Annotated in this window: 14 protein-coding genes; 9 read left to right on the forward strand and 5 right to left on the reverse strand. The window is 69.9% G+C overall.

From position 1 onward, the window contains the following. Positions 1–4: 4 nt before the first annotated feature. Complete coding sequence (gatB, locus tag QH270_RS10245; RefSeq protein ID WP_280340418.1) at positions 5–1510, forward strand: Asp-tRNA(Asn)/Glu-tRNA(Gln) amidotransferase subunit GatB; 1506 nt, start codon at positions 5–7, stop codon at positions 1508–1510. A gap of 48 nt (positions 1511–1558) precedes the next feature. On the opposite strand, the gene QH270_RS10250 is transcribed toward gatB, so the two are convergent. After that, complete coding sequence (locus QH270_RS10250) at positions 1559–2683, reverse strand: PQQ-dependent sugar dehydrogenase (protein WP_280340420.1); 1125 nt, start codon at positions 2681–2683, stop codon at positions 1559–1561. A 90-nt stretch (positions 2684–2773) separates the two neighbouring features. Here QH270_RS10250 and QH270_RS10255 point away from each other — a divergent pair, with 90 nt between their 5' ends. After that, positions 2774–3610, forward strand: coding sequence for a DoxX family protein (locus QH270_RS10255; RefSeq protein ID WP_280340422.1), 837 nt, complete (start codon positions 2774–2776; stop codon positions 3608–3610). Positions 3611–3674: 64 nt separating this feature from the next. On the opposite strand, the gene ilvD is transcribed toward QH270_RS10255, so the two are convergent. After that, positions 3675–5516, reverse strand: coding sequence for a dihydroxy-acid dehydratase (gene ilvD, locus QH270_RS10260; protein ID WP_280340423.1), 1842 nt, complete (start codon positions 5514–5516; stop codon positions 3675–3677). Between the two features lie 297 nt (positions 5517–5813). Beyond that, positions 5814–6533, reverse strand: a complete 720-nt coding sequence (locus tag QH270_RS10265) for a PH domain-containing protein (RefSeq protein ID WP_280340425.1) — start codon at positions 6531–6533, stop codon at positions 5814–5816. Between the two features lie 320 nt (positions 6534–6853). Between QH270_RS10265 and QH270_RS10270 the strand changes: the two genes are divergently transcribed. The 6 genes from QH270_RS10270 to QH270_RS10295 all read left to right on the forward strand — a co-directional run bounded on the left by QH270_RS10270 (position 6854) and on the right by QH270_RS10295 (position 14273). Beyond that, positions 6854–8791, forward strand: a complete 1938-nt coding sequence (locus QH270_RS10270) for an acetolactate synthase large subunit (protein WP_280340427.1) — start codon at positions 6854–6856, stop codon at positions 8789–8791. Continuing rightward, a complete protein-coding gene (ilvN, locus tag QH270_RS10275) occupies positions 8788–9291 on the forward strand; it encodes an acetolactate synthase small subunit (RefSeq protein ID WP_019048314.1) in 504 nt (167 codons plus the stop codon). The genes QH270_RS10270 and ilvN overlap by 4 nt, the downstream gene beginning before the upstream one ends. Before the next feature lie 76 nt (positions 9292–9367). Continuing rightward, positions 9368–10369 (forward strand): ketol-acid reductoisomerase, encoded by a 1002-nt coding sequence (gene ilvC / locus QH270_RS10280; protein ID WP_280340439.1) that lies wholly within the window; start codon positions 9368–9370, stop codon positions 10367–10369. A 163-nt stretch (positions 10370–10532) separates the two neighbouring features. Beyond that, positions 10533–11897 carry a DUF2252 domain-containing protein gene (locus tag QH270_RS10285; protein ID WP_280340428.1) on the forward strand — a complete coding sequence of 455 codons (1365 nt, stop codon included), beginning with the start codon at positions 10533–10535 and terminating at the stop codon, positions 11895–11897. A 55-nt stretch (positions 11898–11952) separates the two neighbouring features. Continuing rightward, positions 11953–12831 (forward strand): AAA family ATPase, encoded by an 879-nt coding sequence (locus QH270_RS10290; RefSeq protein ID WP_280340429.1) that lies wholly within the window; start codon positions 11953–11955, stop codon positions 12829–12831. 59 nt (positions 12832–12890) lie between these two features. Next, on the forward strand, positions 12891–14273 hold the full coding sequence (locus QH270_RS10295; protein WP_280340431.1) for a vWA domain-containing protein: 1383 nt from the start codon (positions 12891–12893) through the stop codon (positions 14271–14273). A 56-nt stretch (positions 14274–14329) separates the two neighbouring features. On the opposite strand, the gene QH270_RS10300 is transcribed toward QH270_RS10295, so the two are convergent. Next, positions 14330–14767 carry a nitroreductase family deazaflavin-dependent oxidoreductase gene (locus tag QH270_RS10300; RefSeq protein WP_280340432.1) on the reverse strand — a complete coding sequence of 146 codons (438 nt, stop codon included), beginning with the start codon at positions 14765–14767 and terminating at the stop codon, positions 14330–14332. Positions 14768–14799: 32 nt separating this feature from the next. Beyond that, positions 14800–15255, reverse strand: coding sequence for a carboxymuconolactone decarboxylase family protein (locus tag QH270_RS10305; protein ID WP_280340434.1), 456 nt, complete (start codon positions 15253–15255; stop codon positions 14800–14802). 174 nt (positions 15256–15429) lie between these two features. Here QH270_RS10305 and QH270_RS10310 point away from each other — a divergent pair, with 174 nt between their 5' ends. Beyond that, complete coding sequence (locus tag QH270_RS10310; RefSeq protein WP_280340435.1) at positions 15430–17892, forward strand: tetratricopeptide repeat protein; 2463 nt, start codon at positions 15430–15432, stop codon at positions 17890–17892. The last annotated feature ends 43 nt before the right edge of the window (positions 17893–17935 follow it).

A 17935-nucleotide genomic window follows, 5' to 3' on the forward strand; every position in this document is an offset into this window, starting at 1 on the left:
AACCATGAGTGCACCCACGGTCGAGTTGATGGATTACGCCGATGTCATCTCCCGGTACGAGCCGGTGCTCGGCATGGAGGTCCACGTCGAGTTGTCCACGGCGACCAAGATGTTCTGCGGTTGCCCCACCGAATTCGGCGCCGAACCCAATACCCAGGTGTGCCCGGTGTGCCTCGGCCTGCCCGGCTCGCTGCCGGTCGTCAACGAGAAGGCCGTGGAGTCGGCCATCCGGATCGGCCTCGCGCTGAACTGTTCCATCACCCCGTGGGGGCGCTTCGCGCGCAAGAACTACTTCTACCCCGATCAGCCGAAGAACTACCAGATCAGCCAGTACGACGAGCCCATCGCGACCGAGGGCTACCTCGACGTCGTGCTCGACGACGGGTCCACCTTCCGGGTGGAGATCGAGCGCGCGCACATGGAGGAGGACACCGGCAAGTCGCTGCACGTGGGCGGCGCGACCGGACGCATCCACGGCGCCAGCCACTCGCTGCTCGACTTCAACCGCGCCGGGGTGCCGCTGATCGAGATCGTCACCAAGCCGATCACCGGCGCCGGTGAGCGCGCGCCCGAGGTGGCCCGCGCCTATGTCACCGCGCTGCGCGAGGTGCTGCGTTCGCTGAACGTCTCCGATGTGAAGATGGAGCAGGGCTCGCTGCGCTGTGACGCCAATGTGTCGCTGATGCCGGTGGGCGCCGAGGAGTTCGGCACCCGCACCGAGACCAAGAACGTGAACTCGCTCAAGAGCGTCGAGGTGGCCGTGCGCTACGAGATGCGCAGGCAGGCGGCCGTGCTCACCGCGGGCGGCGAGATCGTGCAGGAGACCCGCCACTTCAACGAGGCCGACGGGTCCACCTCCGCGGGCCGCCGCAAGGAGACCGCCGAGGACTACCGCTACTTCCCCGAGCCGGACCTCGAGCCCGTCGCCCCGGCCGCCGACTGGGTCGACGAGCTGCGCGCCACCATCCCCGAGTACCCGTGGCTGGTCCGCGCGCGCATCCAGGCCGAGTGGGGACTGTCCGACGAGGTGATGCGCGACCTGGTCAACGCGGGCGCGCTCGACCTGATCATCGCCACCGTCGAGGCGGGCGCCCCGGCCAACGAGGCCCGCTCCTGGTGGGTCGCCTACCTGACCGAGAAGGCCAAGGAGCGCGAAGTCGCCCTCGCCGACCTGCCGATCACGCCGGCCCAGGTGGCCGCGGTGATCGGGCTGGTCGAGGCGAAGACGGTCAACAACAAGGTCGCCAAGCAGGTCGTCGACTTCGTCCTCGCGGGCGAGGGCGAGCCTGCCGCCATCGTCGAGGCCAAGGGCCTCGGCATGGTCAGCGACGACTCGGCCCTGCAGGCCGAGGTCGACAAGGCGCTGGCCGCCAACCCCGACATCGCCGAGAAGATCCGTTCCGGCAAGGTCCAGGCGGCGGGCAAGATCGTCGGCGACGTCATGAAGGCCACCCGCGGCCAGGCCGATGCCGCCAAGGTTCGCGAACTGGTCCTCGCCGCTTGCGCGTAGGTGTGCAGAGAATCGCCCCCACCGGGTTTCCGGTGGGGGCGATCGTTTCTAGTCCGGGCCGCCCGCCCCGCCCTGCGGGGGCGGAATGCGCACGACGCGGTCGTCGAATTCGCCGGGCTCGCCGTCGGTCTTGTTGATCGTGGTCACCCAGACGCTGCCGTCGGCGCCCGCCGTGGCGCCGAGCAGCTTGCCGTACTTGTCCTGGGCGATCAGGGTGGGCGCGGTCGTCACGGCGAAGGTGTTGGCATCGGCGCCGACCGCGGCCAGGGCCTTGCCCTCGCTCAGGGCGACCGCGACGCCGTCGCCGGTGGCCGTGCAGCCGCCGACACCGGGCCGATCGGGCCAGGTCCAGGCGACGGTCAGCGCGCCGTCGGTGCCCAGATGCTGGAGCCGGTCCTCGGCGGCGGTGCGGTCGGTGACCCACATGCCGTTCTTGCCGTCGCGGCAGATGTCGCCCGCCGTGCCGATGCCGGAGGCCACCACCTGCGGGGTGTTGGTGCCCGACGAAGGCGACTCCAGCCGAAGCAGTTTGCCGCCGAGCGAGCCGGGATCGGCTGCGGCGCCGGGGTTTCCGGCATCGCCGGTGAGCACCATCAGCTGGGTCGGGGTCGCCCACTCGATGGCGCCGCGATTGCCGGTGGCGCCCTTGGGAATTCCGGTGAGGATCTCCTTGGGCGCGCCGCCGTTCTTCGACAGCCGGACGACCCGGTTGTCGCTGCCGGTGGTGATGTAGGCGTACATCAGCCCGTCCTCGCCGAAGGTGGGCGAGAGCGCGATGTCGGAGATGCCGCCGTCGCCGGACGCGTCGACCGCCACGCTGGCGACCTCCACCGGCTCCGGCTGCGGCGTGCTCGCGTCGACCGGGGTGACCTGTAGGATGCGCCCCGTCCTGCGCTCGGCGACGAGCGCGCCGTCGCCGAGCGGGATCAGCCCGCCGCCGGAATCCAGACAGGTGGCGATCACATTCGGATCGGGGTCGATGCACGGCCCGGTCGGGCGCGGCACCTGCGAGGGTGAGTCCTCCGGCTTCTTCGGCTGGGCGTCGGACCCACCCAGCGACGGTTCGGTGGTGAACGGACTCGACGCCGACTCGTCGAACCGGGCGCACCCGGCGACCAGTACAGCGCCCAGCGTCAATCCGACTACCACGCGTCCCGCGAAAACCGAACTCATGGCACAGACGTTACCGGCAGTCCAGCGGGCCGGACACGCCTGATCCGGGGAAGAGCAGCACTGGGCGGCGGCACGTCCTATGGTGAGTCGGTGAGCGTGAAGCCGAATGACACACCCGACGCCGACGGGTCGTCGCAGCCCGGACCCGCCGCGTCGTCGGCGGGCCAGCCGGTGACCAGCCCGTACGACTCGCCGACCACGCAGATGCCGAAACCGGACCTGCACAAGGACATTCCACGCACCGACGAGGACCTCGGCCTCGACCCCGGCGACGAGGTACCCCTCGCGGGTGACGCGGACGACGACGGCGGCTACGGCTACGCGTCGATCCCGCCCGCGGCCGCCGCCTCGGCGGGCTCGGTGCGACTGCAGCGCCGCAATCGCGAAGCCCGCCGCGGCACCCTCGACCTCGGTCTGTTCGTGCTGCGCCTGGTCGTCGGCTACACCTTCATCTACCACGGCCTGCAGAAGCTGACCGGCTGGTTCCACGGCCCCGGCCTCGACGGCACCAAGACGATGATGGAAAGCGGCGGCTGGGATTACCCGACGCTGTCGGCGGCACTGGTCATCGCGGGCGAACTTGGCGGCGGCATCCTGCTGGTCCTCGGCCTGGCCACCCCGCTCGCCGCGGGCGCGGTGCTGGCGACGATTCTCACCGCGTGGATGTGGAAGCAGGGCATGGTCCCCGGCTTCCAGTACAACGCCGCCACTCCCACCGGCGTCGAGATCGACACCATCCTGGTCGGCGCGGCGGCGACGATCATCCTCACCGGTCCGGGCCGCTGGTCCTTCGACCGAGGCCGCGGCTGGGCGACCCGCCCTGCCTACGGTTCCTTCACCGTGATCCTGCTGGCCGTCGCCGCGGCGATCGCCGCCTACTGGTTCCTCCACGGCGGCAACCCGTTGACGGGCATCGGCCCCTTCTGATCCACCCAGACGAACGGCGTCCCGCGCAGTCGAGGGACGCCGTTCGCGCTGTTCGGTCGACGGGTTACGGCACCTGGCGGACCGCGCCCTTGTCGGCCGACGTGGCGAGCGCGGCGTAGGCGCGCAGCGCGGTGGTCACCGGGCGGTCGCGGTTCAGTGGCTGCCACGGACGCTCGGAGGCCTCCATCTTCGCGCGGCGCTCGGCGAGCACCTCGTCGGACACCAGCACCTCGAGCGCGCGGGTGTGCACGTCGACGCGGATGCGGTCGCCGTTCTCGATCAGCCCGATCACGCCACCCTGGGCGGCCTCGGGGGAGATGTGCCCGATCGAGAGGCCCGAGGTGCCGCCGGAGAAGCGGCCGTCGGTGATCAGCGCGCACACCTTGCCCAGCCCGGCGCCCTTGAGGAACGCGGTGGGGTGCAGCATCTCCTGCATGCCGGGACCGCCCGAGGGGCCCTCGTAGCGGACGACGATCACGTCACCGGCCTTGATCTTCTTGCCCAGGATCATCGACACCGCCTCCTCCTGCGACTCGACCACCACGGCCGGGCCCTCGAAGGTGAACAGGTCCTCGTCGATGCCCGCGGTCTTGAGGATCGCGCCGTCGGGCGCGATGTTGCCGCGCAGCACGCACAGCCCGCCCTCGACGGTGTAGGCGTGTTCGAGGTCGCGGATGCAGCCACCCGCGGCGTCGGTGTCCAGCGAGGACCAGCGGTTGCTGGTGGAGAACGGCTCGACGGTGCGCACGCCACCCGGCGCGGCGTGGAACAGCTCGATCGCCTCGTCGGAAGCCTTGCCCGAGCGGATGTCCCAGGTGTCGAGGAATTCCGCGTAGTCGGCGGTGTGGACGGTGGTCACGTCCATCTCGAGCAGACCGGCGCGGCGCAGCTCACCGAGGATGGCGGGGATGCCACCGGCGCGGTGCACGTCTTCCATGTGGTAGTCCGAGTTGGGCGACACCTTCGACAGGCACGGCACCCGGCGGCTGATCTCGTCGATGGTGGCCAGATCGAAGTCGATCTCGCCCTCCTGCGCGGCGGCGAGGGTGTGCAGCACGGTGTTGGTGGAACCGCCCATGGCGACGTCGAGGGCCATCGCGTTGCGGAAGGCCTTGGCGTTGGCGACATTGCGGGGCAGCACCGAGGCGTCGTCGTCGCGGTACCAGCGGGTGGCGATGTCGACGATGACGGTGCCCGCCCGCTCGAACAGCGCGCGCCGCGCCGCGTGCGTGGCCAGGGTGGAACCGTTGCCGGGCAGGGCGAGACCGAGCGCCTCGGTCAGGCAGTTCATCGAGTTGGCGGTGAACATGCCCGAACACGAACCACAGGTCGGGCACGCCGAGCGCTCGACCTCGTCGAGACCCTCCTCGGACACGGCCTGGTTCGCGCTCGCCGAGATCGCGCTGACCAGGTCGAGCGGCGCGTGCGCGACGCCGTCGACGACCACGGCCTTGCCCGCTTCCATCGGGCCGCCGGAGACGAACACGGCCGGGATGTTGAGCCGCATGGCGGCGTTCAGCATGCCGGGAGTGATCTTGTCGCAGTTGGAGATGCAGACCAGCGCGTCGGCGGTGTGCGCGTTGGCCATGTACTCGACCGAGTCGGCGATGATCTCGCGCGAGGGCAGCGAGTACAGCATGCCGCCGTGACCCATGGCGATACCGTCGTCGACGGCGATGGTGTGGAACTCGCGCGGGACGCCGCCCGCGGCGCGCACGGCCTCGGCGACGATGTCGCCCATGTTCTTGAGGTGCACGTGGCCCGGCACGAACTGGGTGTAGGAGTTCGCGATCGCGACGATCGGCTTACCGAAATCGGAGTCGGTCATTCCGGTGGCGCGCCAGAGGGAACGGGCGCCCGCGGCATTGCGGCCGATGGTGGTGGTGCGTGAGCGAAGCGGTGGCATGGGGGAGTCCTCGTAGTGTCGCTGGGTGCGTCCAAGCGTGCGCGCAGGGGGCTGACCTGCGCCGCACAGTGCGAGTGCGCGATGCGTCCGGCAGCCTTGCACGTTACTCCGGCGGGCGGTGGTCGCGTCGCGCCGGTGGGGCGTGCAGGGCAAGGGAAACCGGGCTCGAGGCGGGAGTGTCGCTCCGGAGGGTGTCGCCGCGGTGGTGCCGTCGGCGCGGGGTGCCCGGGTGCCGTCAGCTTACCGGTTGAACCACGCGCGGCACGGCGCCGATTCCCACAGTGACCGAGCCGACGCTCAGTCCTGCTCGTCCTCGGCCTTCGCCTCGGCCTCGGCGCGCTCGGCTTCGACGCGCTCGGCCTCGGCCCGCTCGGCGGCGGCGAACACGTCGGGCAGACGGCCGCCCGAGGCGTCGATGAGCTCACGCAGCCGGTCGTAGCCGACGGCGGGCAGCTTCACCTCGGAGTCGTCGGACAGGCGGGCGCGCACGTACCCGCGCTTCGGAATGCTGATGCCCTTGACCTGAGCCCAGTCCAGGTGCTTCGTGCCGACCATCGAACTCAGGTCGAGCCCGGCGTCGGAGATCGTGGTGTGCGTCCTGGCGACCCAGAAGATGGCGATCACCGGGAACAGCAGCAGCCACCACAGCCCGACCGGCCAGCCGACGAACGGGAAGAACACGCAGAACGCCAGCACCAGCACGCCGATGTAGGCCAGCCGGGGCACGCCGATCACGTGTACGCCCGGCGTCGGCGTGCTCGCCTTGCGCGGCACCAGCAGCCAGACGATCACCGCGGCGGGCACGATCAGCCCGATCCGCAGCCCGAGCGACCACCCCTGGACGGTGCCGACGACGACGAAGATCAGGTACGCGAGCACCACCGCGCCGATGGCGGCGAGCCGCCCCGGTCCGGCGCCGCGCAGACCGCCGGGCCGCGTGGGGCGACCCGTATCGGTTCCCGCGTCGGTGGTGTGGGACGATTTAGCCGGTGGCACGGACTGATGCGGTGATGACACCCTCCTATCCTCGCATCCTGGTACACGGACCCACGCAACCACTCGCGTCCCACATAATGGGATGCAGAGAGTAGTCTGTTTGACTCTTCGGTTCACGCGCGCATAACGTCGTGTGCGTGATCAGAAACGAGTTGCTCGTAATCGGCCGGCGCGTCCAGCGTTGAGCCTGACTATCTGAGTCGAATACGTCAGCTCGCGTTGCGACGCGCCACCCTCGAACAGCCCTGTGCTGGTCGGGGGATTTTTTATGTCAAGGCACCGCGTGTTCAGGCACACCAGTGTTGTCCGGGGTCAGAACGACAAAGTTAGGAACGAAGACGGTGAGTGCACCAACCGCACGACCCGGGCCATCGGCCCGCAGGTCAGCGCCTTCGGCTAGCCAGCCTTCCGCTGGTAGCCCGGCGACCAACCCCACCCGCCGCCAGGTCGCGCCCGAGCGCGTCACCGGTGCGCAGTCGGTGGTCCGGTCCCTCGAAGAGCTCGACGTCGACACCGTATTCGGCATTCCCGGCGGTGCGGTCCTTCCCGTCTACGACCCGCTGTTCGACTCCGAGAAGGTCCGCCACGTGCTGGTGCGCCACGAGCAGGGCGCCGGTCACGCGGCGACCGGCTACGCGCAGGCCTCGGGCAAGGTCGGTGTGTGCATGGCCACCTCCGGCCCCGGCGCCACCAACCTGGTGACCCCGCTGGCCGACGCGCAGATGGACTCGGTCCCGATCGTGGCGATCACCGGTCAGGTGGCCTCCAGCCTGGTCGGCACCGACGCGTTCCAGGAAGCCGACATCTCCGGCATCACCATGCCGATCACCAAGCACAACTTCCTGGTCAAGGACCCGATCGACATCCCGCGCATCCTGGCGGAGGCGTTCTATCTCGCCGCCTCGGGTCGCCCCGGCGCGATCCTGGTCGACATCACCAAGGACGCGCTGCAGGCCCAGACCACCTTCTCGTGGCCGCCGGAGATGCGCCTGCCCGGCTACCGCCCGGTGACCAAGCCGCACGGCAAGCAGGTGCGCGAGGCCGCCAGGATGATCCTGGAGTCCAAGGCGCCGGTGCTCTACGTCGGTGGCGGCGTCATCAAGTCCGACGCCTCGGCCGAGCTGCTCGAGCTCGCCGAGCTGACCGGTATCCCGGTCGTCACCACCCTGATGGCCCGTGGCGCGTTCCCCGACAGCCACACGCTGAACATGGGCATGCCCGGCATGCACGGCACCGTCGGCGCCGTCGCGGCCCTGCAGAAGTCGGACCTGCTGATCACCCTCGGTGCCCGCTTCGACGACCGCGTCACCGGTCAGCTGGACTCCTTCGCGCCCGACGCGCGGGTCATCCACGCCGACATCGACCCGGCCGAGATCGGCAAGAACCGCCACGCCGACGTCCCGATCGTGGGCGACGCGCGTGAGGTGATCGTCGAGCTGATCGAGACCCTCAAGGCCGATCCGCAGTCCGGCGACGCGCCGCTGCTGAAGCTCACCGAGTGGTGGGCCTACCTCAGTGACATCCGCGACAACTACCCGCTGGGCTGGAAGACCCCGACCGACGGTTCGCTGTCGCCGGAGTTCGTCATCGACGCGCTGGGCCGCCTGGCCGGTCCCGAGGCGGTGTACTGCGCCGGTGTCGGCCAGCACCAGATGTGGGCCGCGCAGTTCATCAAGTACGAGAACCCGCGCACCTGGCTCAACTCCGGTGGCCTCGGCACCATGGGCTACGCCGTCCCGGCCGCCATGGGCGCCAAGATGGGCGCGCCGGAGAAGGAGGTCTGGGCGGTCGACGGTGACGGCTGCTTCCAGATGACCAACCAGGAGCTGGCCACCTGCGCCGTCGAGGGCGTGCCGATCAAGGTCGCGCTGATCAACAACGGCAACCTCGGCATGGTCCGCCAGTGGCAGACCCTGTTCTACGAGGAGCGCTACTCCAACACCGACCTGGGCACGCACACCCTGCGCATCCCCGACTTCGTCAAGCTGGCCGAGGCACTGGGTTGCGTCGGCATCCGCGTGGAGAAGGAAGAGGACGTCGAGCCCGCGATCCGGCAGGCGCAGGCGATCAACGACCGCCCGGTCGTGATCGACTTCATCGTCGGCAAGGACGCCCAGGTGTGGCCGATGGTCGCCGCGGGCACCAGCAACGACGAGATCATGTTCGCTCGCGGCATCCGCCCGCTCTTCGACGAGGACGAGGCGGTCGCCGAACCGGCCGTCATCCACGAGGCGATGGAGCGCGAGCAGGCGGCATTCGAGAAGGGCAGCGAAGCATGAGCACCACCCACACCCTGAGCGTCCTCGTCGAGGACAAGCCGGGCGTGCTGGCGCGCGTCGCGAGCCTGTTCTCGCGCCGTGGCTTCAACATCGAGTCGCTGGCCGTCGGCGGCACCGAGATCCCCGAGATCTCGCGCATGACCATCGTCGTCACCGTCGACGATCTGCCGCTCGAGCAGGTCACCAAGCAGCTCAACAAGCTGATCAACGTCATCAAGATCGTGGAGCAGGACGCCGACGCCTCGGTGGCCCGCGAGCTGATCCTGGTGAAGGTGCGCGCCGACGCCTCGGTGCGCACGCAGGTGATCGAGGCCGTGCAGTTGTTCCGCGCCAAGGTGATCGACGTCTCGCCCGACGCGCTGACCATCGAGGCGACCGGCACCCGCTCCAAGCTGGATGCCCTGCTGCGCATGGTCGAGCCGTACGGCATCCGCGAGATCGTGCAGTCCGGTGTCGTGGCCGTCGGCCGCGGACCGAAGTCCATCACCGCGACCCGCTGAACCGGCCGCAGCAACCTCCGCGATAACTTTTCCCAACCGCATTCATTCAGAAGGGACCAACCAAGTGGCAGTCGAGATGTTCTACGACGACGACGCTGACCTGTCGATCATCCAGGGCAAGAAGGTCGCCGTGATCGGCTACGGCAGCCAGGGCCACGCGCACTCGCTGAGCCTGCGCGACTCCGGCGTCGACGTCCGCGTCGGCCTGGCCGAGGGTTCGAAGTCTCGCCCGAAGGCCGAAGAGGCCGGTCTGACCGTCGGCACCCCCGCCGAGGTCTCGGCCTGGGCCGACGTGATCATGGTGCTGGCGCCCGACACCGCGCAGGCGTCGATCTTCACCAACGACATCGAGCCGAACCTGAAGGACGGCGACGCGCTGTTCTTCGGCCACGGCCTCAACATCCACTTCGGTCTGATCAAGGCTCCGGCCAACGTGACCGTCGCGATGGTCGCCCCGAAGGGCCCCGGCCACCTGGTGCGTCGTCAGTTCGCCGACGGCAAGGGCGTTCCGGCCCTGATCGCCGTCGACCAGGACCCGACCGGCGAGGGCCAGGCGCTCGCGCTGTCCTACGCCAAGGGCATCGGCGGCACCCGCGCCGGCGTCATCAAGACCACCTTCAAGGAAGAGACCGAGACCGACCTCTTCGGTGAGCAGGCCGTGCTCTGCGGTGGCACCGAGGAACTGGTCAAGACCGGTTTCGAGGTCATGGTCGAGGCGGGCTACGCCCCCGAGATGGCCTACTTCGAGGTCCTGCACGAGCTCAAGCTGATCGTCGACCTGATGTACGAGGGCGGCATCGCGCGCATGAACTACTCGGTGTCCGACACCGCGGAGTTCGGTGGCTACCTGTCCGGTCCGCGCGTCATCGACGCCGACACCAAGGAGCGCATGAAGGCGATCCTCAAGGACATCCAGGACGGCACCTTCGTCAAGCGCCTCGTCGCCAACGTCGAGGGCGGCAACAAGGAGCTCGAGGGTCTGCGCAAGCAGAACGCCGAGCACCCGATCGAGGTCACCGGCGCCAAGCTGCGCGGCCTGATGAGCTGGGTCGACCGCCCGATCACCGAGACCGCGTAAGTTTCTCGCAGTCGTGGGCGGGGGCGGGGGGGCGGGGGGGGGCGGGGGCCCCCGCCGGGGGGCCGGGGCGCGGCGCCCCCCGCGGCCGTTCGCCGGTCGATCGCCGGCCGCGGGTCCGGCGCGGATCCTTGCTGTCGGGTGCCGGTAGCGCGAGACTTGCTCGATGACGAACGAGACGGTGGAGGACTTCGCGGGCGCGGCGGCCGAGCAGGGGAGGGCGGCGCGCAAGCGGATCTCGCGATCGCGCCTGGGCGAGTGGGGAGCGGGACCGGATCGGGAGGATCCGGTCGCGATTCTGGAGCGGCAGGCCGCGACGCGGCTGCCCGAGCTGGTGCCGATCCGGTACGCGCGCATGATCCAGTCGCCGTTCACCTTTCTGCGCGGCGCGCCCGCGGTCATGGCCGCCGATCTCGCGCAGGGCCCGAACACGGGTCTGACCGTCCAGCTGTGCGGCGACGCCCACCTGTCCAATTTCGGCCTGTACGCCTCGCCGGAACGCCAACTCGTCTTCGACGTCAACGATTTCGACGAGACCTTGCCCGGTCCGTTCGAATGGGACGTCAAACGCCTCGCCGCCAGTGTGGCCGTGGCCGCCCGCGACAACGGTTGCGACGACGAGCGCGCCGCCTCGGCCGTCGAGGCGGCCGCGCGCGGCTACCGCGAGACGATGCATCAGCTCGCCGGGACCGACAGCCTGACCGTCTGGTACGAGCTCGTCGATGTCGACCAGGTGGCCGATCTCATCCAGAAACCCAAGGTGCGCAAGAAGTTCGACAGGGCCGTCACCACGGCGCGGAGCAAGACCAGCCTGCAGGCACTTGGCAAACTCACCGAACCGGACGCGAACGGGGTACCGCGGATCAAGAACCAGCCGCCGCTGCTCGTCCCGATCGAGCTCGCCGACGAGAAGGAGATCGACGACGTCTTCGCCGATTATCGCCGCAGTCTGCCCGACGAGCGGCGCACACTGATCGATCGGTACCGGATCGTCGATCAGGCGATGAAGGTGGTCGGCGTCGGCAGTGTCGGCACCAGGTGCTTCATCGTCCTGCTCATGGACAAGGAATCGGGCAGCCCGCTGTTCCTGCAGGTGAAGGAGGCCGAGGCGTCGGTACTCGCGACGCATCTGAAGCCCAGCAAATATCACCATCAGGGGCACCGGGTGGTGGTCGGGCAGCGGCTGATGCAGTCGGCCAGCGATGTCTTCCTCGGCTGGGCGACCGGTCCGGCCGGGCGGTTCTTCTACTGGCGCCAGTTGCGCGATATGAAGGGTTCGGCCGACATCGCGAACCTGGCCCACGGCGAACTCGCCCGCTACGCCGCGCTGTGTGGTTCGGTCCTGGCCCGGGCCCACGCCCGTTCCGGTGACCGCGTCGCCATCGCCGCCTACCTCGGCAAGAGCGACGGATTCGACCGCGCGTTGGGCGAATTCGGCCTGGCCTACGCGGACCAGACCGTCACCGACCGGCTCTCGCTGCTGGCGGCGATCGACTCCGGCCGGGTCACGGCGGCACCGCACGCCTACTGAGCTGTGGCCGACGTCGCGCGCTGTCGTCGGCGGGCCCCACCTACACTGGTTACCGATGAGTAAGTTCTTTTCCTCGGTGGACCAGGTGACCGACCGGCTGACCTCGGCCGGCTACCTGCCGTCCCTCGATATCGCGACCGCGGTCTTCCTGGCCGACCGGCTCGGTAAGCCGCTGCTGATCGAGGGCCCGGCCGGTGTCGGCAAGACCGAGCTCGCCAAGGCCGTCGCGGCCGCGGTCTCGGCCGAGCTGATCCGCCTGCAGTGCTACGAGGGCATCGACGAGGCGCGGGCGCTCTACGAGTGGAACCACGCCAAGCAGCTGCTGCGCATCACTGCCACCTCGGGCGAGGGCTGGGAGGACACCCGCGAGCACGTCTTCACCGAGGAGTTCCTGCTGGCCCGGCCGTTGCTGGCGGCGATCCGCAACCCCGAGCCGACGGTGCTGCTGATCGACGAACTCGACAAGGCCGACGTGGAGATCGAGGGCCTGCTGCTCGAGGTGCTCAGCGACTACCAGGTGAGTATTCCGGAGCTCGGCACCGTCGCCGCGGTGCGCAAGCCGTTCGTGCTGCTCACCTCCAACGCGCACCGGGAGCTGTCCGAGGCGCTCAAGCGGCGCTGTCTGTATCTGCACATCGACTATCCGACGGCCGAACTGGAGAAGGCGATCGTCCGGCTGAAGGTACCCGAGCTGGATGCCGCGCTGGCCGAACCGGTGGTGACGACGGTGAGCGCGCTGCGGCAGCTGTCGTTGCGCAAGGCGCCGTCGATCGCCGAAACCGTGGACTGGGCCAGGACACTGGTGGCGCTGGGCACGCGGTCGCTGTCGGCGGGCGTGGTGCGTTCGACGCTGGGTGTGCTGCTGAAGTACCAGTCCGACCATCGGCTCGCCGTCGAGCGTCTCGCACTGGACGGTCCCGATGATCCGCGTTGAGTTCCGCGGCGCGTCCGAGCGCCGGCCGGGCGTAGGCGAGGTCTGGGCCCGGTGATGTCATGACGACCGCGGCCGAGCAGATGACACGGCCCACTGCGGACCGGCTGGTCGACTTCGTCGGCCTGCTCCGCGAACACGGCATCCACGCGGGCCCCAGCGAAACCGTGGACGCGGCCGCCGCGATCGTGGCTCTCGGCACGGCCGACCTCGCCGTCCTGCGCTCCGGCCTGGCGGCCTGCCTGCTGCGCCGCAACGGCCAGCGCTCGGTCTTCGACCAGCTCTTCGACCTGTTCTTCGGCGGCGGTGGCAGGCCGGCGCCGCGCCCGGGCGCCGCTCCCGATTCGTTGCGCGAGCGGGTGACCGCCGCGCTGGTGGCGGGCGAGGACGACGCCGAGCTGGCCAGGGAAGCGCTCGACACCTTCGGCGCCTACGGCGGCGCGGGGGAGACCGCGGGCCGGGTGAGCGGGGCGTCCGGCGCGGGCTGGTCGTCGTACCTGACGATGAAATCCCTGCGCCCTGACGAGATCTCCGACGAGGTCGCGCAAACACTCGGCGGGGCGGGGCAATTCGACGCCGCGGTACACACGATCGAAGCGCGTCGACGCGTCGACCGGTTCCGTGCCGCCGTGCAGGCCGAGGCCAGACTGCGGTCGGCCGAGCTGCGCGGTGTCGAGAACATCGCGCGGCGCGGTATCGAAAGCGCGGGCGACAGCGTCGATTTCCTCGGCGCCCGCTCGCAGGATCTGGCGGAGATGCGCCGCCTGGTGCATCCGCTCGCTCGAAAGCTCGCGACCCGGCTGGCGGTGCGGCGCAAGAAGGCGGTTCGCGGTCAGATCGATCTGCGCCGGACGTTGCGCCGCTCGATGGGCACCGGTGGCGTGCCGATCGATCCGGTGTTGCGCGCGCGCCGCCACGGCCGTCCCGATCTCGTCGTACTGGCGGATGTCTCGGGCTCGGTCAGTGGTTTCGCCGAATTCACCCTGCAGCTGGTGCAGGCACTACAGGATCAGTTCAGCCGGGTCCGCAGCTTCGGTTTCGTCGACACCTGCGCCGAGATCACCGGCTACTTCACGCCGGGCGAGCCGCCGGCGCCCGGTTTCGCGCAGGACATCGTGCGCGAGGCGGGCGTCACCCGGTTCGGCTCCAGCAATTACGGCGAGGCGTTCCAGGGTTTCGTCGACCGGTATCTCGACGCGGTCGGCCCACGCACCTGCGTGCTGATCCTCGGCGATGCCCGCACGAATCGCACCGACCCCAATCTCGCCGCGCTGGAAGCGATCTCCGAACACGCGAAGGCGGTGTACTGGCTCAATCCGGAGCCGTCGCGGTCGTGGAACACCGGCGACTCCGCGGCGGAGGCCTACACCGAGGTCGTCACGATGCACGAGTGCCGCAATGTCCGCCAGCTGGCCGAGGTGATCGGCAGGCTGCTGCCCGCCTGAGCCGACTGCGGCGGTGCGGTGAGCTGCCCGGCCCGGACAGCTCACCGTCGCGGTGGTCATCGTGACGACAGCCGCACGACCGCGTACTCGTGCTCGCTCTTGGCCTGGTACTTGCCGTACCGCGGCTGCTCGGCGGTGATCGCGTCCCAGGCCTTCGCCCGTTCCGCGCCGGTGAGCACCTGGGGCACGACTCGCCGCGGCGACTCGCCGGGCAGTTCGATGCTGGCCTGGTCGGGGTGCGCCAGCAGATTGCGCTGCCAATCCGGGTCGCCGTTCTTGCCGCCGGAGGCAACCAGCAGCCAGGTGTCCTCGCCGCCGGGGAACCAGGAGATCGGGGTCTGGCGCGGTGCGCCGCTGCGGCGCCCGACGGTATTGAGGATCAGCACGTTCATCCCCATGAAGGTGCCCTTGCCGTTGCGGATCTTGCGATTCATCCTGGCGTTCATCCGGTGCTGCATCCATCGGGAGAAACCCCCGTGCGAGTTCTCGGCCATCGGACTGTCCTTTCGAGTGTGGCGGGTGGGGCTCAGCCCCAGGCTCCGGCGATCTGGCGGGTGGTGGCGTTGAGGCGGTTGAACATGTTGGTGACGCCGATCATCAACACGATGGAGGCGAGTTGACGCTCGTCGAAGTAGCTGGCGGCCGCGTCCCAGATCTCGTCGGTGACCGCGTTGGGACGGTCGGCCATGCGGGTGGCCGCCTCGGCCAGTTCCAGCGCGGCGCGCTCCTCGTCGGTGAAGTACGGCGTCTCCCGCCAGGCGACGACGGTCGCCAGTCGCTCCTCGGACACGCCCGCCTTGCGGGCGGTCTTGGTGCCGCCGTCCACGCAGGCGCTGCAGCCGTTGATCTGGCTGACCCGCAGGTGCACCAGCTCGAGGATCTCGCCGTCGACGCCGCCGGTCTGCACCGCCTTCAGGACCTGCTGGATCGGGCCCATGGCGTCGGTGAGGACCATGGCGGGGTTCTGCATCCGGGACTGCATGATGTTCTCCTTCGTCGTGTCGTCTCCGCTGTTCGCGGTGTGTCTCGATAACAGCCCGAGCGAGGCGGAAACACGATGCCCGTGGGACACTGTGGGACACTGAAAAATGGCCCTGACCTCCCGCTTGTCGGTGGGAAATCAGTCGTACCGGGCCGGGACGATGGAGTGGGAACGGTGGTTGTGCAACAGCGGGCGTATCCGCAGGACGAACTCGCGGAGCGCCTGCGCATGATCCAGGAGCTGTCCGGTCGGGGCGTGCGCGCGCTCGCCCGCGACACCGGGCTCAGCTCGTCGTCGCTGTCGCGGTATCTCAGTGGTCAGACCGTGCCGCCGTGGCCGGCGGTGCTGGAGCTGTGCCGCCTGGTCAAACGCGATCCGCGGCCGCTGCGCCCGCTGTGGGAGCGGGCCACCAACCCGCTGCCCGCGCCGCCGAAGGCGAGCCGCCAGGTGCAGCCGCCCAGCCCGCCCGCCGACGCGCCGCGACCCCCGCGCAACGATCTGCCCCGCGACATCCCGGACTTCACCGGTCGGGTCGAGGCTCTCGACGCGGTGCTCGCGGCCGTGCGCACCGACCGCGTGGTCGCTATCGACGGGATGGCCGGGGTCGGCAAGACCTCGCTGGCCGTGCATGCCGCGCACCGGCTGGCCGCCGACTATCCCGATGCCCAGCTCTACCTCGACCTGCACGGCTTCACCGACGGTCGTCAGCCGCTCGACCCCGATGCCGCGCTGCGCTCGCTGCTGGCCGCGTTGCAGGTGCCCTCGGAGAAGATCCCGCAGGGCGAGGACGTGGAACAGCGGGCCGCGTGCTGGCGCTCGGAGCTGGCTCAGCTCAAAGCCGTTGTGGTGCTGGACAATGTCGTCGACGCCGACCAGGTGCGGCTCCTGTTGCCCGGCGCGGGCGCCTCGGTCGCGCTGATCACCAGCCGCAATAGGCTGCTCGGGCTCGACGAGGTGCCCCCGGTGACCCTCGACGTGCTCTCCGCCACGGAAAGCGCCGAACTGCTGGCCCGCGCGAGCGGCGACGGACCCGACGGGCGGCTGGCCAAGGACCCCGATGCCGCCGCCGAGGTGCTGCGGCTGTGCGGGCACCTGCCACTGGCGCTGCGCCTGGCCGCCGCCCGGCTGCGGCATCGGCCCGGCTGGTCGGTGGGCATCCTGGTGGAGCGCATGGCGGAGGGGCCCAGCGAATTCGACACCGCCTTCGGCATGTCGGTGCGTCAGCTCGATCGTGACCAGCGGCGGCTGTTCCGGTTGCTAGGTCTGCTGCCCGGTTCGTCGTTCACCGACTACGTGGCGGCCGCGCTGGCCGACATCCCGCTGCGCACCGCGCGGGTGATGCTCGAGGAACTGCTCGACGCGCACCTCGTCCAGCAGCCCGCCGAAGATCGCTACCGCCTGCACGACCTGGTGCACCAGCACGCCCGCCGCGCCACCCTCGACCAGGACTCGCAGGCCGAGCGGGACAGGGCGCTGCTGCGCGTGCTCGACTACTACGTGCACACCGCGGCCGCCGCCGACGCCGCCATGCCGTTCCTGTCACCCGGCCGCCCCGTCTCGGCCGGATCGCCACCGGCCGAACTACCCCGCTTCGCCGACAAGAACACCGCGTTCCTGTGGTTCGTCTCCGAGTACACGAACTTGATGTCGGCGTTCTACGCGGCGGTCGCGGCCCAGGCCGACGTGCACGTCTGCGAACTGCCGCGCTTCATGCGCGCCTACTTCGCGCGCCGCTGCGGCACCACCCATCTCAACGCGCTGTTCGAGCAATCCCTCTCCGCCGCACAGCATCTCGGTGATCCGCTACAGCTGGCCGAGGCGCACAGCGATCTCGGTTTCGCCCGCTACAACGCGGGCCGCATGGCCGAGGCGGCCGAGGCCTACGCCGCCGCCGAACCACTGGTGAGCGCGGCGGGCGACACCCTCACCGAAGCCGAGCTGACGATGCGCCGCGCCCAACTCCACTGGGACGAGGGGCATGTCGAGCAACCGCTGACCCTGTTCCGCCGCGCGAGCGAGCTCTACACCGCCGCCGGTTGCCCGATGGGCGCCGCGCACGCGATCGCGAGCGAGGCGTGGGCGATGCTGCAACTCGGTCAGCGCGAGCAGGCCGCCCGGCTGGCCAGGCAGGCCCTCGACATTCCGCATGCCGACCCGGCGTGGCCGCCGTCGTTGCCCGCCCGGATCACGCTTGGTGTGTCCATCGCCGCCGACGAACCCGAAGCGGCACTGGAACATCTGGCCGAGGCGCTGACCCTGGCCCGCGCGGACGGCCACAAGCACAACGAGGCCTGGTGCCTGAACTGCCGGGGCGTCGCGCTGCGTCAGATGGGCCGCTACGACGAGGCGCTGGCCAGCCACCGGGAAGCGTTCGCCCTGCTCGACGAATTGTTCGAGGAGCACTGGAAGATCCACTTCCTCAACGGCTACGCCGAAACCTGCCGTCTCGCCGGGCTTCCCGACGAATCGGTGCGTCTCTATCGCGAAACCCTCGAGCTGGCACCGCGACTCGGCTACCGCTTCGAGGAGGCGATGGCCCACCTCGGGATCGCGGAGGTCCTCGACGACCCCGCCCCCGCGGGCGCCCAACGCGCGGCGGCCGCGGCCCACCAGGGCGCGCGCAGCCCCACGACATAGCGCCGGCGCGCGGCGCCCGCAAGGCTGTCTCTTTTTACCAAAG

This window comes from Nocardia neocaledoniensis (genome assembly GCF_029868625.1).
Lineage (GTDB): Bacteria > Actinomycetota > Actinomycetes > Mycobacteriales > Mycobacteriaceae > Nocardia > Nocardia neocaledoniensis_A.

What these genes read in the sequence shown, in the direction of transcription:
- QH270_RS10300 (WP_280340432.1), bottom strand. Translation starts at nt 14,767, where the DNA reads ATGGCCGAGAACTCGCACGGGGGTTTCTCCCGATGGATGCAGCACCGG.
- ilvN (WP_019048314.1), top strand. Translation starts at nt 8,788, where the DNA reads ATGAGCACCACCCACACCCTGAGCGTCCTCGTCGAGGACAAGCCGGGC.
- QH270_RS10285 (WP_280340428.1), top strand. Translation starts at nt 10,533, where the DNA reads ATGACGAACGAGACGGTGGAGGACTTCGCGGGCGCGGCGGCCGAGCAG.
- QH270_RS10305 (WP_280340434.1), bottom strand. Translation starts at nt 15,255, where the DNA reads ATGCAGTCCCGGATGCAGAACCCCGCCATGGTCCTCACCGACGCCATG.
- QH270_RS10290 (WP_280340429.1), top strand. Translation starts at nt 11,953, where the DNA reads ATGAGTAAGTTCTTTTCCTCGGTGGACCAGGTGACCGACCGGCTGACC.
- QH270_RS10250 (WP_280340420.1), bottom strand. Translation starts at nt 2,683, where the DNA reads ATGAGTTCGGTTTTCGCGGGACGCGTGGTAGTCGGATTGACGCTGGGC.
- ilvC (WP_280340439.1), top strand. Translation starts at nt 9,368, where the DNA reads ATGTTCTACGACGACGACGCTGACCTGTCGATCATCCAGGGCAAGAAG.
- ilvD (WP_280340423.1), bottom strand. Translation starts at nt 5,516, where the DNA reads ATGCCACCGCTTCGCTCACGCACCACCACCATCGGCCGCAATGCCGCG.
- gatB (WP_280340418.1), top strand. Translation starts at nt 5, where the DNA reads ATGAGTGCACCCACGGTCGAGTTGATGGATTACGCCGATGTCATCTCC.
- QH270_RS10295 (WP_280340431.1), top strand. Translation starts at nt 12,891, where the DNA reads ATGACGACCGCGGCCGAGCAGATGACACGGCCCACTGCGGACCGGCTG.